Source organism: Streptomyces sp. NPDC056361 (assembly GCF_042262805.1).
Lineage (GTDB): Bacteria > Actinomycetota > Actinomycetes > Streptomycetales > Streptomycetaceae > Streptomyces.
The window spans coordinates 17772-31462 of record NZ_JBHJQI010000095.1; the positions used below are offsets into that span (position 1 = coordinate 17772).

The following is a 13691-nucleotide window of genomic DNA, read 5'->3' on the forward strand; positions in this document are numbered from 1 at the left end:
GCGATCTTTGGCAACAGGGGCGCAGCTGTCCTGGAGCGCCTATAGCCTTCCGCTCATCAAGCTGCTGCTTACTCGATGAGGTGTGTACATGACTTCGCCCCCAAGCCAGCCCCCGGTGTCGTTTGAGGAGTACCGCCTCTACTACGAGTCGGCAGAAAGGGTTACTGAGCGGCGGCTGGCCATGAACCGCTGGAACTACTCAGTCTTAACAGCTAGCTTGTTGGCAATCGGAGTGATTCTTGGGTGGGCTTCTTCGCACGACACTTTCCTACTGGCAGGGATTATCGGAATCTTGGTCCTTAGCGCCGTCGCATGCTTCATGTGCTTTTACTGGCTGAAGCAGATTGACGACTTCAAGGCGCTCAACACGGCAAAGTTTGAAGTACTCAACGATATGGCACCACTGGTGACATTCGAGGGCCCCAGCGGTCCATCTGCGGCCAAGTCCTTCAATTGCTTCGATAGGGAATGGCGAGAGTTGGCTCGGGTGCAGGCGCTGCAATCTTCTTCATCGAATGGATTCGTGCGCGGCCTGCGGTCTTCGAGCGCAGAGCGATTCATTCCCCGCGCCTTTGGTGCATTCTTTGCCCTAATTTTCCTCTCCGTGCTAGTCTTCTCCACGCTGAGCTGGAGTGACGTAACGGACAATCCATCACCGTTCAGCAAGTCGGAACAAACCGAAAAGAAGAGCAAGTAATGGATCGCTACATCTACTCAATCATGCCCGTCTCGTCCGACGGTAGCTATCGAGCAAAGCGGGTCAACCTGAGTAGCGTGGCAGATGAATTCAACCTGTCGGTCCACTTTCCGCTGGATCGAGGCCTACCCGAGGTGGGGAAAGAATTCGACCTCCCCAGGGTCGTTAACGAGATCAAGCGGGCGGCGCTGGTGCTCGCAGATCTCTCACTCGAACGGCCGAGTTGCTATTACGAACTGGGTCTAGCTCAAGCCCTCAACGCCAAGGTCGGCCTGATTGCCAAATCTGGCACCAACATCCATCAGGCTTTCGGACGAAATTTGGTCGTAGAATTCGACAATCTGCAAGAGTACGCGTCCGCAGTGCGACGGATACTGCTGAATTCAGAAGTTTAGACCTGGCGCCTGGTCCTGCCGCAGTGATCTGACGGTCGACCTTGCCCACCACTCACCCCAACTCCCATCCCGTCTGCCGTCGACCCACACTCCGTGGAGCAGGCGCGGTGCCGGGCGTCCAGGTGGAGCGCGCCACTGTACGAACGACCTGGACGCCCGGTGCCGTGTCTGCTCGGCTCTGCCTGGGTCGACGGCAGACGGGATGGGAGTTCCCACCGCCACACCCCACCAGCCGGCACCCGCGCACGGAGCCCCCTCCATCCCGGAGTCGGAGCGCCCCCGCCGGAGGCATCGTCTTGAGCCGCACTCGCGGACTGCCTCGGCCGCTTCGTGGTTCGTCGCCCATCAACCCAAGCCGTCAGGCGTGCGGACGGCGCCCGGGCTGGAGCGGGGCGTAGACAGGAGCGCAGGCCCGGGCGACGGGCCGCGCGCGCCGCGCTGTGCGCGGCGGGTGCCTTGATGAGGTAGAGAAACTTGTAACAACTGCTCCAGCTAAGGGTTGAGCTCAGGGAGGTCAGGGTGTTGTTCATCGGACCATCCGCCCTTCGGCACCTCCATGAGCGTGAGAGTTCCATCCTCTGCCTCGAGGACTCTCACGAAGATCCCGCTGCTGTCCTCGCCGGGAAACACAACGGAGAAGTAGGGGTCCATCTCCATCAAGAAGTCCCAGCCCTCCCGCTGGGCCGTGTCGAGGACATGAGCATGCCGACCGGTTGCCTGCCACATACCAGCCGTGTGGACGGTGTTGGTGACATCGATGGCGTACTTCTCAAGGCACGTCGCGTGATTGGCCCACCATTCCAGGCTCGCCTGACCCACGAATCGATCCATGCGCACACTATGCATGGCGCTCCGGCCGGGCGGGCAAGTTCGTGCGGCTGCCGACTGTCGCAGGTCAGGTCACGACACAGAGTTGCACGCGGCACGGGTCTGTCCGGACCGCCAGACAGCCATGATGGACCGCACAGCCCCTAGACGGTGGGCTTGAGGACCTCGCCCTCGTCATCTCGCAGCAAGCGGCTTATGTATCCGCCCTGGGACAGACGGTCGTACGCGTCGAGCACGTCGGCGGGCACCTGCTGGCTGATCATGAAGCCCTGCTCCGGGTAGACCAGCAGACGCTGCAGGGCGCCCACGAGCATGTCGATGACCAAGCGGGCGTCTCCGATGGAGTCGACGTAGTCCCGGAGCGTCATCGGGCTCGAGGCGCTGACGATCTCGACTTCCGGCCACAGCTTCCGTGCCGTGGCGTACGACCGTCGCTCCTCATACGGCTTGCTGATCAGCAGGACAGAGGACACGGTGATGCCGGCCTCGGCCAGGAGGTCCCGGGAGAAGCGGATGTTCTCGCCAGTGTTCCGGGCACGCGGCTCCACCATCACCGCTGAGGCGGGAACGCCCAGTTCGATCGCCCGCTCCTGGTAGTGCACGGCCTCGCCGCGGGGCATGCGTTCGCGTGTGGTCGGGCTGGTCGCCCCGGTGAACACGAGCAGTGGGGCCATGCCGCGCCTGTACAGGTCTACTGCGGCGTCCGCCACACCCAGGTCGTGGCTGCCGAGTCCGATCGCCACCGAGCAGGGCCGGGGAGTGTGGCCCATCTGGTGGTAGTCCCAGAGGCGTTGGGTGTCGGTCCAGTCCTGCGTGGAGATCACTGCTGAGCTCCCCTGTCCTTTGCGGAGTCGGGGACCTTGAAGTCGTACTCCCACGCAAACCGGGAGGCGGCATGGATGCCGATGGCGAACTCGACCACGGTGCCGTCGGCCGTGTACGTCGTCCGGTGCAGCTCGACCACGGCTTCGCCGGGCGGCAGTTGAAGGAGCTTCACTTCGTCCGCCGTGGGTGTGCGGGCGAAGAGTGCCTCTTTCATGTGGTCGATCTCGTATCCCGCGTCGTACAACACGCGGTAGCCACCGCCTCGGCCGGCCGGACCGGGGGTGGGATCGACCAAGCGTGTGCCCTCAACGTGCTCGGGGCGGTAGTAGCTGGTCAGCGTGTGCGTCGGCTGATCGCCTTCCTTGACCAGCCGGGCCCGTGCGTAGACCGGGGCTCCCGTCTCCAGGCCATGGGCAGCAGCCACAGCGGGCGGGGCTTCGACGAGGCTGACCGTCTGGGTCTGCTCGTTGCGGCGGTACGCCCGGCCTGAGGCGACCCGGTCCGCGATGAACGCGACTTCGTCCCCGTCTCGCCACTTGGCCTTGTCGTAACGGGCGATGCCGAGTCGCTTGAGAGGAACTTGCTGGCGTACGACAGTCCCGTGGCCGCGCGTTGAGGTGACCAGGCCTTCCGCCTCCAGCGCCTTGTAGGCGGCATTGACCGTGGCCTTGGAGCCTTTGCCAGCGTCGACCTGGTCCCTGATCTGCGGCAAACGCTGCCCCGGCGCGTAGTCACCCCTCCTGATCTCCTCAGCCAGCTTGTCTGCCAGCTCCCGCCATTTGGGCGCCATCTCGTACCCCTCTCAACGAGAACAAGTCAAACACAGTCCTAGGACTGTTGACAGTCCTAGGACAGCGGGCCACTATCTACTCAGTCGCTCGCAGTCCTAGGACAGCGAGGGCTGGCAGTTCCTATTTGGGCTGCCCAACAACGTAGGGAGTGCTGATGCCGTCCTTCAAGATCGACCTTTCTACCGCCGTCGTGTTCGTCGCGACCGCTCCCACGCCGAAGCTTGTGAGCAAGCAGACCGGTGAGCGGGCCATGGACCGGGAGACCGGTGCCGGGCTGTCCACGGTGGGCCTGCTGATCTCCGACGAGGGAGAGGGCAACCTCTACCAGGTGACCGTCCCGGAGACCGGCCTCCCCGAGGGCCTGGCCCCGGGTATCCCGGTGTCGGTCATCGGCCTCAAGGCGCGCGACTGGGAGAACACGTTCAACGGCCAGACCCGGCACGGCATCTCGTTCCGCGCCGTCGCGGTCACCCCGATGGGGGCCTGACCATGACGGACGTGGCGACCTTATGGGAGGTCGGCCTCCCGCTCGCCGGGGCCGTCGGTGGTCTCGGATACGCGAAGGTCCGCGCGCCGGGTGTCTTTTGGTCCCTGGTGGGTCTGCCGGTGACGACCACGCGGTTCGCGCTGAACTACCGATCGACGATGGACGTGTGCGGGCTGACGGTGCAGCCGTCCCGCCTGCGGGCGTTCATGGTCCGCAACATCGCCCGCCGCCCCGACGTCCAGCCCGTGCCGCCGAAGGTCCGCCGCGTCCGGGTCACCTCGACCGGCCTGCGGGTCACGCTGCGGCTTCCGGCCGGACTGGAGCCCGCCGACGTGAAGGCGGCCTCGGAGCGGCTGCGGCACGCCTGGGGCGTCCACTCGGTCAACGTCATCGAGACCAAGCCCGGGTTCGTGGAACTCCGGATGACCGGCTGGGACGTCCTGCGGAAGGTGCGGATGCCCCGCCGGAGCCCGTCCGGGCCGATGACCGTGCCGGTCGCTCTGCGGGAGGACGGGACCGCGTTCGTCCGGGACTACCTCAAGGTCCCGCACGCGCTGACCCTCGGCGCGAACCAGTCGGGTAAGTCGATGTACCAGCGCAACCTGATCGCCGGGCTCGCCCGGCTTCCGGTGGCCCTGGTGGGCATCGACTGCAAGCGTGGGGTGGAACAGCGCGGCTACGCGCCCCGCCTCTCGGCCCTGGCGATCACCCCGGAGGAGGCGGACGGCCTGCTCGACGGGCTGGTCGGGGAGATGGAACAGCGCTTCGACCTGCTCAGCGAACACGGCGTGGGTGACATCTGGGCCCTGCCCGACGACATCCGGCCGGCCCCGGTGGTGGTCCTGGTCGACGAGGTCGCGGAGCTGTTCCTCGTCGCGACGAAGAAGGACGAGGAACGACGGGACCGGATGGTCACCCAGCTCATCCGCCTCGGCCAGATGGCCCGCGCTGCCGGCATCTTCCTGGAGGTCTGCGGACAGCGGTTCGGCTCCGACCTCGGCAAGGGCGCCACCGCCCTGCGCGCCCAGCTCACCGGCCGGACCGTCCACCGGGTCAACGACAAGCAGACAGCCGAGATGGGTGTCGGCGACATCGCCCCGGACGCCGTGGTCACCGTGCTGACGATCCCGCCGGACCGGCCCGGTGTCGCGATCGCCGGTGACACCTCCGGCGGCTGGTCCCGCATCCGCACCCCCACCCTCACCGCCCACGACGCGGCCGCGATCTGCGCCGAGTACGCGCACCTGACCCCGGACCTTCCCGCCCTCGCGACCTTCCGCCCGGCCCTCCCGGCCAGCAGTGCTGCTCCGGAGTCGGTTCCGCTGGTGAAGCCGAGCCCGGCCACCGCCTAGCGCCCCCCTCCGCACCGCGGTTGGCGTGACCGTCTCACGCCAGGTCCCTACCTCCCCCATGCCCGAAAGGAGGTGACCCTCATGTTCCGCACCCTCCGCCTCGACGCCGTACTCATCCAGGCCGTCATCGCCGGGGCCCTGTCCTTCGCCCACCTGCACGACCTGGCGGCCGCAGCCGGTCAGGACGGATGGAAGGCGTGGGCCTACCCGGTCTCCGTCGACCTGCTCCTGGTCGCCGCCTGGCGCCGGATGCGCGCCGACAGCGCCAACCGCGATGCCTGGTTGTGGTTCGCCATCGCCCTCATCGCGTCACTCGGCGCCAACGTCGCCACCGCCGGACTCCTCGACATGAACCACGTCCCCGACTGGCTGCGCATCCTCGTCGCCGGATGGCCCGCCCTCGCCTTCCTCGGCGGCACCCTCCTCGCCCACGCACCCCACCCCACATCCGAACCCGCCCCCGCTCCTGTGTCGGAGCCCGAACCCGCGGTCGACCTCGTCATCGAGCGCACCCCGGAACCCGCGCCCGAGCTCCCGCCGGCCGAACCCGCCGCCCAGGAGCCCTCGCCGGAACCCGCCTCACAAGAAGAACAACCCGAGCCCGAGCCTGCCCTCTCGGCGCCCGCCGTCCCGGTGCCGCCCGCGCTCCTGGCGCATGCCCAGAAGATCGCGGACGCCCATCGGGCCCGGACCGGTGCACCGATCGACGCGGAAACCCTCCGCACCCGCCACGGCCTGCCTCCCGCTCTCGCGGACTCCATCGCACTCCAACTCGCCTGATCTGGAAGGAGGCAAGACCGTGCGTCCGAACCGCTTCTACGACGTGATCCGTATCGGGCCGGTGCAGGTCGGCACCCACCGCGACGGCCGGGGCCGGACCAAGCACACCGCCGTGTGCACGGCCCCCGGCTGCGACTTCTCCGCCGACTACAACACCCGCGCCGCCGCCGAACTCGCCGCCCGCACCCACCGCTGCCAGCCCCGCTGATCGAAGGAGCCCGTCTCGTGGACGTCCCGCTCTGGCTCGCCCTGGTCGTCGTCGGCGGCCTCGGTATCAAGCTCATCCGCCCGCCCTGGTGGCTCGTCGCCGTGATCCTCCTCGGCGGCTACCTCCTCGCCGACAGCCTGTTCGCCCCGCTCATCGACCCGATCACCAAGTAGGGAGAACCCTCATGCTCCGACCGCGCGTCCCGGTCAACCCGCTCCCGACCGGCAACGTCACCCCGCCTGTCCAGCCCACCCCCTCGGCCGAAATCGAGCCGGCCACGCCCGCATCGGCCTCCACCCCGGTGCCGGTCGCCCCGGGCCGTACCTCGGTTCAGCTCACGCCGGGCAGCGCGCTCGCCCTCGCCGCCGGCGGTGGCGCGGTCGTCCTGGTCGTCGGCGCCGTCCTGGTCTCGATGCTCCTCGCAGTCGCCATCACCGGCGTCTCGGTCGCCCTGATCGCGGTTGTCCTGCGGCTGCTCGTCCGCGACATGCAGAAGGGCCGGTGACCCCCATGGACACCCAGACCCTCGCCGCCGCGGGCTTACCGGCCCTGGGCTGGGCCCTGCACGGCGGACTGCTCTGGCGCCGCCTGGCCACCGCCCGCCGCGACCCCCTCACCGGACTGCACACCCGCGCCGGATGGACCACCCGCGCCGAACACCTCATCAGCAAGCACCCGGATGCCCTCGTGGTCCTGGTCGACCTGGACGACTTCAAGGCCATCAACGACACCCACGGCCACGCCGCCGGAGACTCCGTCCTCGCCGAAACCGCTCGCCGGCTGAGCGAGTGGTGCGGACGCCACGGGATCGCCGCCCGCCTCGGCGGGGACGAGTTCGCCGCCATCGTCACCGACCCCACCCACACCCCGGGCCTCTTCGCCCTCCGCACCGCGCTGGCCGAGCCGGTCACGCACCACCGCCGCACCCTGCGGGTCTCCGCCTCCGTCGGCCATTGCCACCGCGACCAACTCCCGGTCCCGCTGCTCACCGACGCACTCTCGGCCGCCGACGCGGCGATGTACGCGGCGAAGGGCCACGGCAGGCGCAACAACACACGCTGAGCGGCCCCCGGGACGGCCTCGGTCGCCAAACTTCCGCCGCCCCGGGCGCCTCAACACCCTCCAGATCCACCGGACCCGAAAGGGAAACCTCATGATGCCCCAGACCCCGACAGTGCGCGTCTGCTCCCACTGCGACGGCTTCCCCGTCGTCCACATCACCACCGGCACCCTCACCCCCGACGGCCGCCGCCGCACCCTCGCCGCCGCCTGCCCCGCCTGCAAGGGCACCGGCACCCGCTCCACGTCCCCCGTCTCCCCGGCGGAGGTGTCGGCCTGATGGGTTACTTCAGCAAGCGTGAGTCCGACGACCACGACATGCAGGAAGACATCGATCGCGGCAAGCAAATGGGCGCCGAGCTCCGCCGGGTCAGGGAGGCACACGAAACCCACGACTTCCTGCGCCCCGAGCCGGAAAGGGCTCGCGGTCGGAACCTGAGCGGCCCCACGAGCAGCGACGCCAGCACCCCCAGGGGAAGGCGGCGCTGGTGACCGACCCCGCCACCGCGGCGGGCCTGGACCCGGCCACCCTGAGCGACCTGCTCCGGATGGCCGGGTCCCCCGGCTTCGACCGCCTCACCGAACAACTCCGCCGCACCGGCGGCTGCACCGCCCCCATCCGCCTCACCGGCGGCACCAAAACCCTCGACCCCGCCACCCGCACCGTCCTGCACGCCTACAACACCGACGCCGAACCCGGCGGGGTCCTCCGGGTTGCGTGCGGCAACCGGCGGGCCTCCCGCTGCCCCTCCTGCGCCTGGACCTACGCCGGAGACACCTACCACCTCATCCGCGCCGGACTCATCGGCAACCCCGACAAGGGCACCCCCGAAACCATCCGCGACCACCCCCGCGTCTTCGCCACCCTCACCGCCCCGTCCTTCGGCCCGGTCCACAACCGGCCCGGCGACCGCCCCTGCCGGTGTGGCACCCGGCATGTCGAGGACGCGCCCGAACTCGGCACCCCGCTCGACCCATACGCGTACGACTACGCGGCCGCGGTGCTGTGGAATAACCACGCCTCCGAGCTGTGGCGGTACTTCACGATCTACCTCCGCCGCGAGATCGCCGCCCGCGCCGGCCTCACCCAGAAAGCCGCCCGCGAACAGTCCCGCGTCTCCTTCGGCAAGGTCGCCGAATACCAAAAGCGCGGCGCCGTCCACTTCCACGCCGTCATCCGCTTCGATGGCCCCAACGGGCCCGACACCCCGCCCCCGGCCTGGGCCACCCTCGACCTCCTCACCGACGCCATCCACGCCGCCGCCACCCGCGTCCGCGTCGTCGTCCCCGCCAATGAGGAGTACGGCTTCGTCAACGACTGGGTCCTGAAGTGGGGCGCCCAGCTCGACGTCCAGCCCATCGGCGCCTTCGGCCAGGGCGAGGAACTGACCGAACAGGCCGTGGCCGCCTACGTCGCCAAGTACGCCACCAAGGCCGCCGAGACGACCGGCTCCGTCGACCACCGCGTCGGCAACAAGGAAGCGCTGATCCTCCTCGACGTCCCCGACCACCCCCGGCGCCTGATGGAAGCGTGCATGGACCTCGATGCCGCCTACCCGGAGCGGCGACTGAGGGCCTGGGCTCACATGCTCGGCTTCCGCGGCCACTTCTCCACCAAATCCCGCGCCTACTCCACCACTCTCGGCGCCTTACGCCAGGTCCGCGCCGACTACCGCGCCGCGCAGCAGCGCACTGCCCTCGGCCTGCCCGACCCCGACGAACACCCGGAATCCACCCTCCTCGTCGTCGCCCACTGGGCCTACGCAGGCCACGGCGCCACCCCCGGTGAGTCCTGGCTCGCCGCCAGCATCCGCCGCGACATCCAGCACAACCGCGAACACGCCCGCGAACTCCGCGCCCAGCTCGAAGCGTCCACCGAAGAGGAGTGGTGACCATGTCCGCCCGTCTGCTCACCGTCGACCAGGTCGCCGAACTCCTCGGCACGACCGTCCGGTTCCCCCGACGGCTGATCGAGGAACGGCGCATCACGTTCGTCAAGGTCGGTCGGCACGTCCGCATCCCGGAGCCCGCCGTCGTGGCATACATCGAATCCCACACTGTGCAGCCCATCGAGCGCCGCTACGGGAAGGTGGCCTGATGGCGAACCGCAAGGGCCAGCGCCGCCGGTTCGGCACTGTGCGGCAACTCGCGTCCGGCCGCTGGCAGGCTCGCTACCGCGACCCCCTCTCGGGCGAGACCAAGTCCGCGCCACACACCTTCGACGCCAAGACCGACGCCCTCGTCTGGCTCACCACCATCGAGGCGGAGATCATCCGGGGCACCTATCAGGCCCCCGACGCGGGCAAGGTCGCCTTTGGGTCGTACTCCGACGACTGGTTGAAGCACCGCAAACTGGAGGACCGCTCCCGGGAGCGAAATGAGGGCGTGATCCGGCTGCACATCAAGCCGACCTTCGGCGCCGGGACGCTCGCCGCCATCACCACGCCTCGCGTACGAGCCTGGCGGACCGCTCTCCTGGAGGAAGGCGTGGGAGAACCGACGGTCGTCAAGGCGTACCAACTACTCCGGGCGATCCTGAACACGGCCGTGGACGACGAGCTGATCCGCCGCAACCCGTGCCGCATCAAGGGCGCCGACCGCTACGACGTCCCCGAACGTCCCATCCTCACCGTGGCCGAGGTGTACGCCGTGGCCGCCGCCATCCAGCCTCGCCACCGGGTACTGGTCCTTCTGGCCGCCTTCACCACGCTTCGGTTCGGCGAGCTGGCCTCGCTCCGTCGCCGGGACCTCGACCTGACCCGCTCCGTGGTCCTGGTCCGCCGCGCCCAGTCCGAGTTGCAGAACGGCAAGCTGGCCGACAAGGCACCGAAGTCCGCCGCCGGCACCCGGCCGGTCGCCTTCCCTGCCGAACTCGTCCCCGAGCTCGCTCACCACCTGGAGCACTTCGCCGGGGCGGGACAGGACGGTCACCTCTTCCAGGGTCCCCGCGGCGGCCTCCTCCGGCGGAGCAACTTCCGGGACGACTGGACCGCTGCGCGCGCCACTGCCGGCCTCTCCGGGGACGTGCACTTCCACGATCTGCGCCACACCGGGAACACCCTGGCCTCCAGCGCCGGGGCCAGCACCCGCGAGCTCATGACGCGGATGGGGCACAGCACGACCCGGGCCGCGCTGATCTACCAGCACATGACGAGCGACCGTGATCAGCACATCGCGGGGAAGCTCGGGGAGATGATCCGCCAGGCCCGTGGAGAGGGCGGTCCGCCGCCTTCTGGCACGTAGGTGGCACGGCCGTGATCATGCGAAAGGGCCAGCGCCGGGGAATCTTGCCCCTGCGCTGGCCCTTTGCGTGGAGCCCCCTGTCGGGTTCGAACCGACGACCCCCGCTTTACAAGAGCGGTGCTCTGGCCAGCTGAGCTAAGGAGGCAGCGAGTGCAGTGTAACGAACGGGGGAGGGAGGGGGGTGGGGAATACGGGGGTGGGGGAGGGCTGACAGATCGGGCGGGGGGAGGTAGCGTCACTGGGAGTTCACCTGGGTGGACTAGACCTCAATCCTTCCTTTACTCGGATCGTCCGGCACGTTCCTGCCGGTGAAGGGACACATCACCATGGCTTCCGTCACTTTCGACAAGGCGACTCGGGTGTACCCGGGCGCGACCAAGCCGTCCGTCGACCAGCTGGACATCGAGATCGCCGATGGCGAGTTCCTCGTGCTGGTGGGGCCGTCGGGCTGCGGCAAGTCGACGTCGCTCCGCATGCTCGCGGGCCTCGAGGACGTCAACGCGGGTGCGATCCGCATCGGTGACCGCGACGTCACGCACCTGCCGCCGAAGGACCGGGACATCGCGATGGTGTTCCAGAACTACGCGCTGTACCCGCACATGACCGTCGCGGACAACATGGGCTTCGCGCTCAAGATCGCCGGCGTGAACAAGTCGGAGATCCGCGCGAAGGTCGAGGAGGCCGCGAAGATCCTCGACCTGACCGAGTACCTGGACCGGAAGCCGAAGGCGCTCTCCGGTGGCCAGCGCCAGCGTGTGGCCATGGGTCGCGCGATCGTGCGTGAGCCGCAGGTCTTCCTCATGGACGAGCCGCTGTCGAACCTCGACGCGAAGCTCCGCGTGTCGACCCGTACGCAGATCGCGGGCCTCCAGCGCCGTCTGGGGATCACCACGGTCTACGTCACCCACGACCAGACCGAGGCCCTCACCATGGGCGACCGCGTCGCCGTGCTGAAGGACGGTCTGCTCCAGCAGGTCGACTCCCCGCGCAACATGTACGACCGCCCCGCGAACCTCTTCGTCGCCGGCTTCATCGGCTCCCCGGCCATGAACCTGGTCGAGGTCCCGATCACCGACGGCGGCGTGATGTTCGGCAACAGCGTCGTCCCCGTCTCCCGCGACGCCATCGCGGCCGCGGCCGCCAACGGCGACACCACGGTCACGGTCGGCGTCCGCCCGGAGCACTTCGACGTGCAGGGCCCGACGGGCAAGGACGGCCTGGCCGTCACCGTCAACGTCGTCGAGGAGCTCGGCTCGGACGGCTTCGTGTACGGCTCCACCCGCGTCGGCGGCGAGGACAAGGACCTGGTCGTCCGCGTCGGCGGCCGTGACGTCCCGGCCAAGGGCACCACGCTGCACGTCGTGCCGCGCGCCGCCGAGCTGCACGTGTTCTCGACCTCGACGGGCGCCCGCCTCAGCGACTGAGACACCCGCCCCTGAGCGCCCGGGCACCCCGAGCGCTCACGTGCTGCCGGACGGCCCCGCATCTGCTGCAGATGCGGGGCCGTCCGTTTAAGCGGGCGCGGCGGGTCCACAACGGGCGTACCCCGGAAAACCCCGGCATTCGGGGCCGGCGCCGGGTCGTCGCGTCAACACGGGATTCGAAAAGACGCCTCGAACCATCCCTCGCGAGAGTGACTAAATGTCGCCATATCACTACCGGCCGCTACGCTCGCCTCCGTGACCCACACTGCCCGCCGAATCGGCCGCTCTCTCGCCCTTGTCCTGCCCGTCGTCCTGGTGCTCTCGGGCACGCTCGCGGTGTCCGCGGTTCCGTGGGCGGGCCAGGACTCCGGAACCCAGCTGACGGCGTCCTCCTCGGGGGTCTCCGTCCGGGCCAAGTCCCGTGCCCCGCAGGACATTCTGCGCGACCAGCTCCTCGCGGAACTTCAGGAGAAGGACCCGGGCACGGCCCTCACCCACCTCCAGCGCGAGGTGGAGAACCGGCCGTCGCTCGCGAAGCACTGCTTCTCGATCGCCCGCGCCCTCGGCCGCGCCGCCGTCGAGCACTACGGCCCCTCCCGCGCCCAGTCCTTCTCCCGCCCGGTCTGCGACACCTCGTACGCGACCGGCGTCATGCGCGCCGGCTGAGCACCCCCGCGCCGGACACCCACGGGCCCCGCAGCCGCGAGCGGACCGGCCGCCGGACCCCCAACCGGCCGCCGGACCCGCGCCCGCGCGTGACGCCCACCGGCCGTACGCGTGCGGGCGGGCCGCCCTTCGGGCCGGATTCCGCGCGCTGAAGGGCCTGGTTCGTACGGGGCGCCTATGGTTCCCCGTATGCACACCTCTCCGACGCAGGCCGTGGTCCTGGCGGGCGGCCAGGGCTCGCGGCTCCGCCCGTACACCGACGACCGCCCCAAGCCGATGGTCGAGATCCCGGGCACCGGGACCCCGATCATCGGCCATCAGCTTTCCTGGCTGGCCGCCGAGGGCGTGACGGACGTCGTCGTGTCCTGCGGCCATCTCGCGGAAGTGCTCCAGGAGTGGCTGGAGGGCGCCGACCTCCCCCTCAAGGTGACGACGGTCGTGGAGACCGAGCCGCTGGGCCGCGGTGGCGGCCTGAAGTACGCCGCCGCGCACCTGCCCGCGCCGGACGAGCCGTGGTACGCGACCAACGGCGACATCTGGACCCGTTTCTCGCTGCGCGAGATGGCCGATTTCCACGCGGAGCGGGGTGCCGAAGCGACGCTGGCCCTGGCCCGTCCGCGGATGCCGTGGGGCGTCGTGGAGACCGACGACTTCGGACACGTCACCGACTTCATCGAGGCGCCGCCGTCGCCGTACCTGATCAACGCCGGCGTGTACGTCTTCTCCGCGGCCTTCACGGAGCTCCTCCCGGACCTCGGGGACCACGAGCGGACCACCTTCCCCCGTCTCGCGCGGGAGCGCCGTCTGGCGGGCTACCCGCTGCCCCACGGGGCGTACTGGAGGGCCATCGACACCGCCAAGGACCTCACCGAGGCGGCGAAGGAGCTGGCCTCGCAGCGCGCCTGACGGCCGTTCGGGTACGGGAAAGGGCGGCAC

20 protein-coding genes and 1 tRNA gene are annotated in these 13691 nt (G+C 69.2%); 17 read left to right on the forward strand and 4 right to left on the reverse strand.

Annotation, left to right across the window (positions count from 1 at the left end):
* Positions 1-88: 88 nt before the first annotated feature.
* The gene (locus tag ACFCY7_RS26840; protein WP_376488621.1) at positions 89-697 is read left to right on the forward strand and encodes a hypothetical protein; all 609 of its coding nucleotides are present in this window, start codon (positions 89-91) and stop codon (positions 695-697) included.
* On the forward strand, positions 697-1092 hold the full coding sequence (locus ACFCY7_RS26845; RefSeq protein WP_376488622.1) for a hypothetical protein: 396 nt from the start codon (positions 697-699) through the stop codon (positions 1090-1092). The genes ACFCY7_RS26840 and ACFCY7_RS26845 overlap by 1 nt, the downstream gene beginning before the upstream one ends.
* Positions 1093-1584: 492 nt before the next feature.
* On the opposite strand, the gene ACFCY7_RS26850 is transcribed toward ACFCY7_RS26845, so the two are convergent.
* From ACFCY7_RS26850 to ACFCY7_RS26860, 3 genes are all read right to left on the reverse strand, one after another.
* Complete coding sequence (locus ACFCY7_RS26850; RefSeq protein WP_376488623.1) at positions 1585-1923, reverse strand: hypothetical protein; 339 nt, start codon at positions 1921-1923, stop codon at positions 1585-1587.
* Between the two features lie 140 nt (positions 1924-2063).
* A complete protein-coding gene (locus ACFCY7_RS26855; RefSeq protein ID WP_376488624.1) occupies positions 2064-2744 on the reverse strand; it encodes a YdcF family protein in 681 nt (226 codons plus the stop codon).
* Positions 2741-3535 carry a GntR family transcriptional regulator gene (locus tag ACFCY7_RS26860; RefSeq protein WP_376488625.1) on the reverse strand — a complete coding sequence of 265 codons (795 nt, stop codon included), beginning with the start codon at positions 3533-3535 and terminating at the stop codon, positions 2741-2743. Before ACFCY7_RS26860 ends, ACFCY7_RS26855 begins: the two co-directional genes overlap by 4 nt.
* Positions 3536-3690: 155 nt before the next feature.
* Here ACFCY7_RS26860 and ACFCY7_RS26865 point away from each other — a divergent pair, with 155 nt between their 5' ends.
* From ACFCY7_RS26865 to ACFCY7_RS26920, 12 genes are all read left to right on the forward strand, one after another.
* Complete coding sequence (locus ACFCY7_RS26865; protein ID WP_376488626.1) at positions 3691-4023, forward strand: hypothetical protein; 333 nt, start codon at positions 3691-3693, stop codon at positions 4021-4023.
* A gap of 2 nt (positions 4024-4025) precedes the next feature.
* The gene (locus ACFCY7_RS26870; RefSeq protein ID WP_376488627.1) at positions 4026-5375 is read left to right on the forward strand and encodes an FtsK/SpoIIIE domain-containing protein; all 1350 of its coding nucleotides are present in this window, start codon (positions 4026-4028) and stop codon (positions 5373-5375) included.
* Positions 5376-5456: 81 nt separating this feature from the next.
* Positions 5457-6155: a DUF2637 domain-containing protein gene (locus tag ACFCY7_RS26875; RefSeq protein WP_376488628.1), complete on the forward strand. Its 699-nt coding sequence runs from the start codon at positions 5457-5459 to the stop codon at positions 6153-6155.
* A 19-nt stretch (positions 6156-6174) separates the two neighbouring features.
* Entirely contained in the window at positions 6175-6363 is a 189-nt protein-coding gene (locus ACFCY7_RS26880; RefSeq protein ID WP_376488629.1) for a mobile element transfer protein, read from the forward strand.
* A gap of 17 nt (positions 6364-6380) precedes the next feature.
* On the forward strand, positions 6381-6536 hold the full coding sequence (locus ACFCY7_RS26885; protein ID WP_376488630.1) for a hypothetical protein: 156 nt from the start codon (positions 6381-6383) through the stop codon (positions 6534-6536).
* Positions 6537-6547: 11 nt separating this feature from the next.
* Positions 6548-6868 (forward strand): SpdD-like protein, encoded by a 321-nt coding sequence (locus tag ACFCY7_RS26890; protein ID WP_376488631.1) that lies wholly within the window; start codon positions 6548-6550, stop codon positions 6866-6868.
* Positions 6869-6873: 5 nt separating this feature from the next.
* Positions 6874-7425: a GGDEF domain-containing protein gene (locus tag ACFCY7_RS26895; RefSeq protein WP_376488632.1), complete on the forward strand. Its 552-nt coding sequence runs from the start codon at positions 6874-6876 to the stop codon at positions 7423-7425.
* A gap of 91 nt (positions 7426-7516) precedes the next feature.
* A complete protein-coding gene (locus tag ACFCY7_RS26900) occupies positions 7517-7702 on the forward strand; it encodes a hypothetical protein (RefSeq protein WP_376488633.1) in 186 nt (61 codons plus the stop codon).
* Entirely contained in the window at positions 7702-7914 is a 213-nt protein-coding gene (locus ACFCY7_RS26905; RefSeq protein ID WP_376488634.1) for a hypothetical protein, read from the forward strand. The genes ACFCY7_RS26900 and ACFCY7_RS26905 overlap by 1 nt, the downstream gene beginning before the upstream one ends.
* Entirely contained in the window at positions 7911-9314 is a 1404-nt protein-coding gene (gene repSA, locus ACFCY7_RS26910; protein WP_376488635.1) for a replication initiator protein RepSA, read from the forward strand. The genes ACFCY7_RS26905 and repSA overlap by 4 nt, the downstream gene beginning before the upstream one ends.
* Before the next feature lie 2 nt (positions 9315-9316).
* Positions 9317-9520 carry an excisionase family DNA-binding protein gene (locus ACFCY7_RS26915; protein WP_376488636.1) on the forward strand — a complete coding sequence of 68 codons (204 nt, stop codon included), beginning with the start codon at positions 9317-9319 and terminating at the stop codon, positions 9518-9520.
* On the forward strand, positions 9520-10665 hold the full coding sequence (locus tag ACFCY7_RS26920) for a tyrosine-type recombinase/integrase (protein WP_376488637.1): 1146 nt from the start codon (positions 9520-9522) through the stop codon (positions 10663-10665). The genes ACFCY7_RS26915 and ACFCY7_RS26920 overlap by 1 nt, the downstream gene beginning before the upstream one ends.
* Before the next feature lie 68 nt (positions 10666-10733).
* On the opposite strand, the gene ACFCY7_RS26925 is transcribed toward ACFCY7_RS26920, so the two are convergent.
* Positions 10734-10810 (reverse strand) — tRNA-Thr (locus ACFCY7_RS26925).
* A gap of 181 nt (positions 10811-10991) precedes the next feature.
* On the opposite strand from ACFCY7_RS26925, the gene ACFCY7_RS26930 reads away from it, so the two are divergent.
* The 3 genes from ACFCY7_RS26930 to ACFCY7_RS26940 all read left to right on the forward strand — a co-directional run bounded on the left by ACFCY7_RS26930 (position 10992) and on the right by ACFCY7_RS26940 (position 13661).
* On the forward strand, positions 10992-12089 hold the full coding sequence (locus tag ACFCY7_RS26930; protein WP_376488638.1) for an ABC transporter ATP-binding protein: 1098 nt from the start codon (positions 10992-10994) through the stop codon (positions 12087-12089).
* Between the two features lie 255 nt (positions 12090-12344).
* The gene (locus ACFCY7_RS26935) at positions 12345-12755 is read left to right on the forward strand and encodes a hypothetical protein (protein ID WP_376488639.1); all 411 of its coding nucleotides are present in this window, start codon (positions 12345-12347) and stop codon (positions 12753-12755) included.
* A gap of 189 nt (positions 12756-12944) precedes the next feature.
* The gene (locus ACFCY7_RS26940; protein ID WP_376488640.1) at positions 12945-13661 is read left to right on the forward strand and encodes an NDP-sugar synthase; all 717 of its coding nucleotides are present in this window, start codon (positions 12945-12947) and stop codon (positions 13659-13661) included.
* The last annotated feature ends 30 nt before the right edge of the window (positions 13662-13691 follow it).

Excerpts from the sequence above, each read along its gene's own strand:
- ACFCY7_RS26840 (WP_376488621.1), top strand. The coding sequence starts at position 89 with ATGACTTCGCCCCCAAGCCAGCCCCCGGTGTCGTTTGAGGAGTACCGC.
- ACFCY7_RS26845 (WP_376488622.1), top strand. The coding sequence starts at position 697 with ATGGATCGCTACATCTACTCAATCATGCCCGTCTCGTCCGACGGTAGC.
- ACFCY7_RS26890 (WP_376488631.1), top strand. The coding sequence starts at position 6,548 with ATGCTCCGACCGCGCGTCCCGGTCAACCCGCTCCCGACCGGCAACGTC.
- ACFCY7_RS26915 (WP_376488636.1), top strand. The coding sequence starts at position 9,317 with ATGTCCGCCCGTCTGCTCACCGTCGACCAGGTCGCCGAACTCCTCGGC.
- ACFCY7_RS26905 (WP_376488634.1), top strand. The coding sequence starts at position 7,702 with ATGGGTTACTTCAGCAAGCGTGAGTCCGACGACCACGACATGCAGGAA.
- ACFCY7_RS26870 (WP_376488627.1), top strand. The coding sequence starts at position 4,026 with ATGACGGACGTGGCGACCTTATGGGAGGTCGGCCTCCCGCTCGCCGGG.
- ACFCY7_RS26865 (WP_376488626.1), top strand. The coding sequence starts at position 3,691 with ATGCCGTCCTTCAAGATCGACCTTTCTACCGCCGTCGTGTTCGTCGCG.
- ACFCY7_RS26850 (WP_376488623.1), bottom strand. The coding sequence starts at position 1,923 with ATGGATCGATTCGTGGGTCAGGCGAGCCTGGAATGGTGGGCCAATCAC.
- ACFCY7_RS26900 (WP_376488633.1), top strand. The coding sequence starts at position 7,517 with ATGATGCCCCAGACCCCGACAGTGCGCGTCTGCTCCCACTGCGACGGC.
- ACFCY7_RS26875 (WP_376488628.1), top strand. The coding sequence starts at position 5,457 with ATGTTCCGCACCCTCCGCCTCGACGCCGTACTCATCCAGGCCGTCATC.
- ACFCY7_RS26930 (WP_376488638.1), top strand. The coding sequence starts at position 10,992 with ATGGCTTCCGTCACTTTCGACAAGGCGACTCGGGTGTACCCGGGCGCG.
- ACFCY7_RS26895 (WP_376488632.1), top strand. The coding sequence starts at position 6,874 with ATGGACACCCAGACCCTCGCCGCCGCGGGCTTACCGGCCCTGGGCTGG.
- ACFCY7_RS26860 (WP_376488625.1), bottom strand. The coding sequence starts at position 3,535 with ATGGCGCCCAAATGGCGGGAGCTGGCAGACAAGCTGGCTGAGGAGATC.
- ACFCY7_RS26940 (WP_376488640.1), top strand. The coding sequence starts at position 12,945 with ATGCACACCTCTCCGACGCAGGCCGTGGTCCTGGCGGGCGGCCAGGGC.
- ACFCY7_RS26920 (WP_376488637.1), top strand. The coding sequence starts at position 9,520 with ATGGCGAACCGCAAGGGCCAGCGCCGCCGGTTCGGCACTGTGCGGCAA.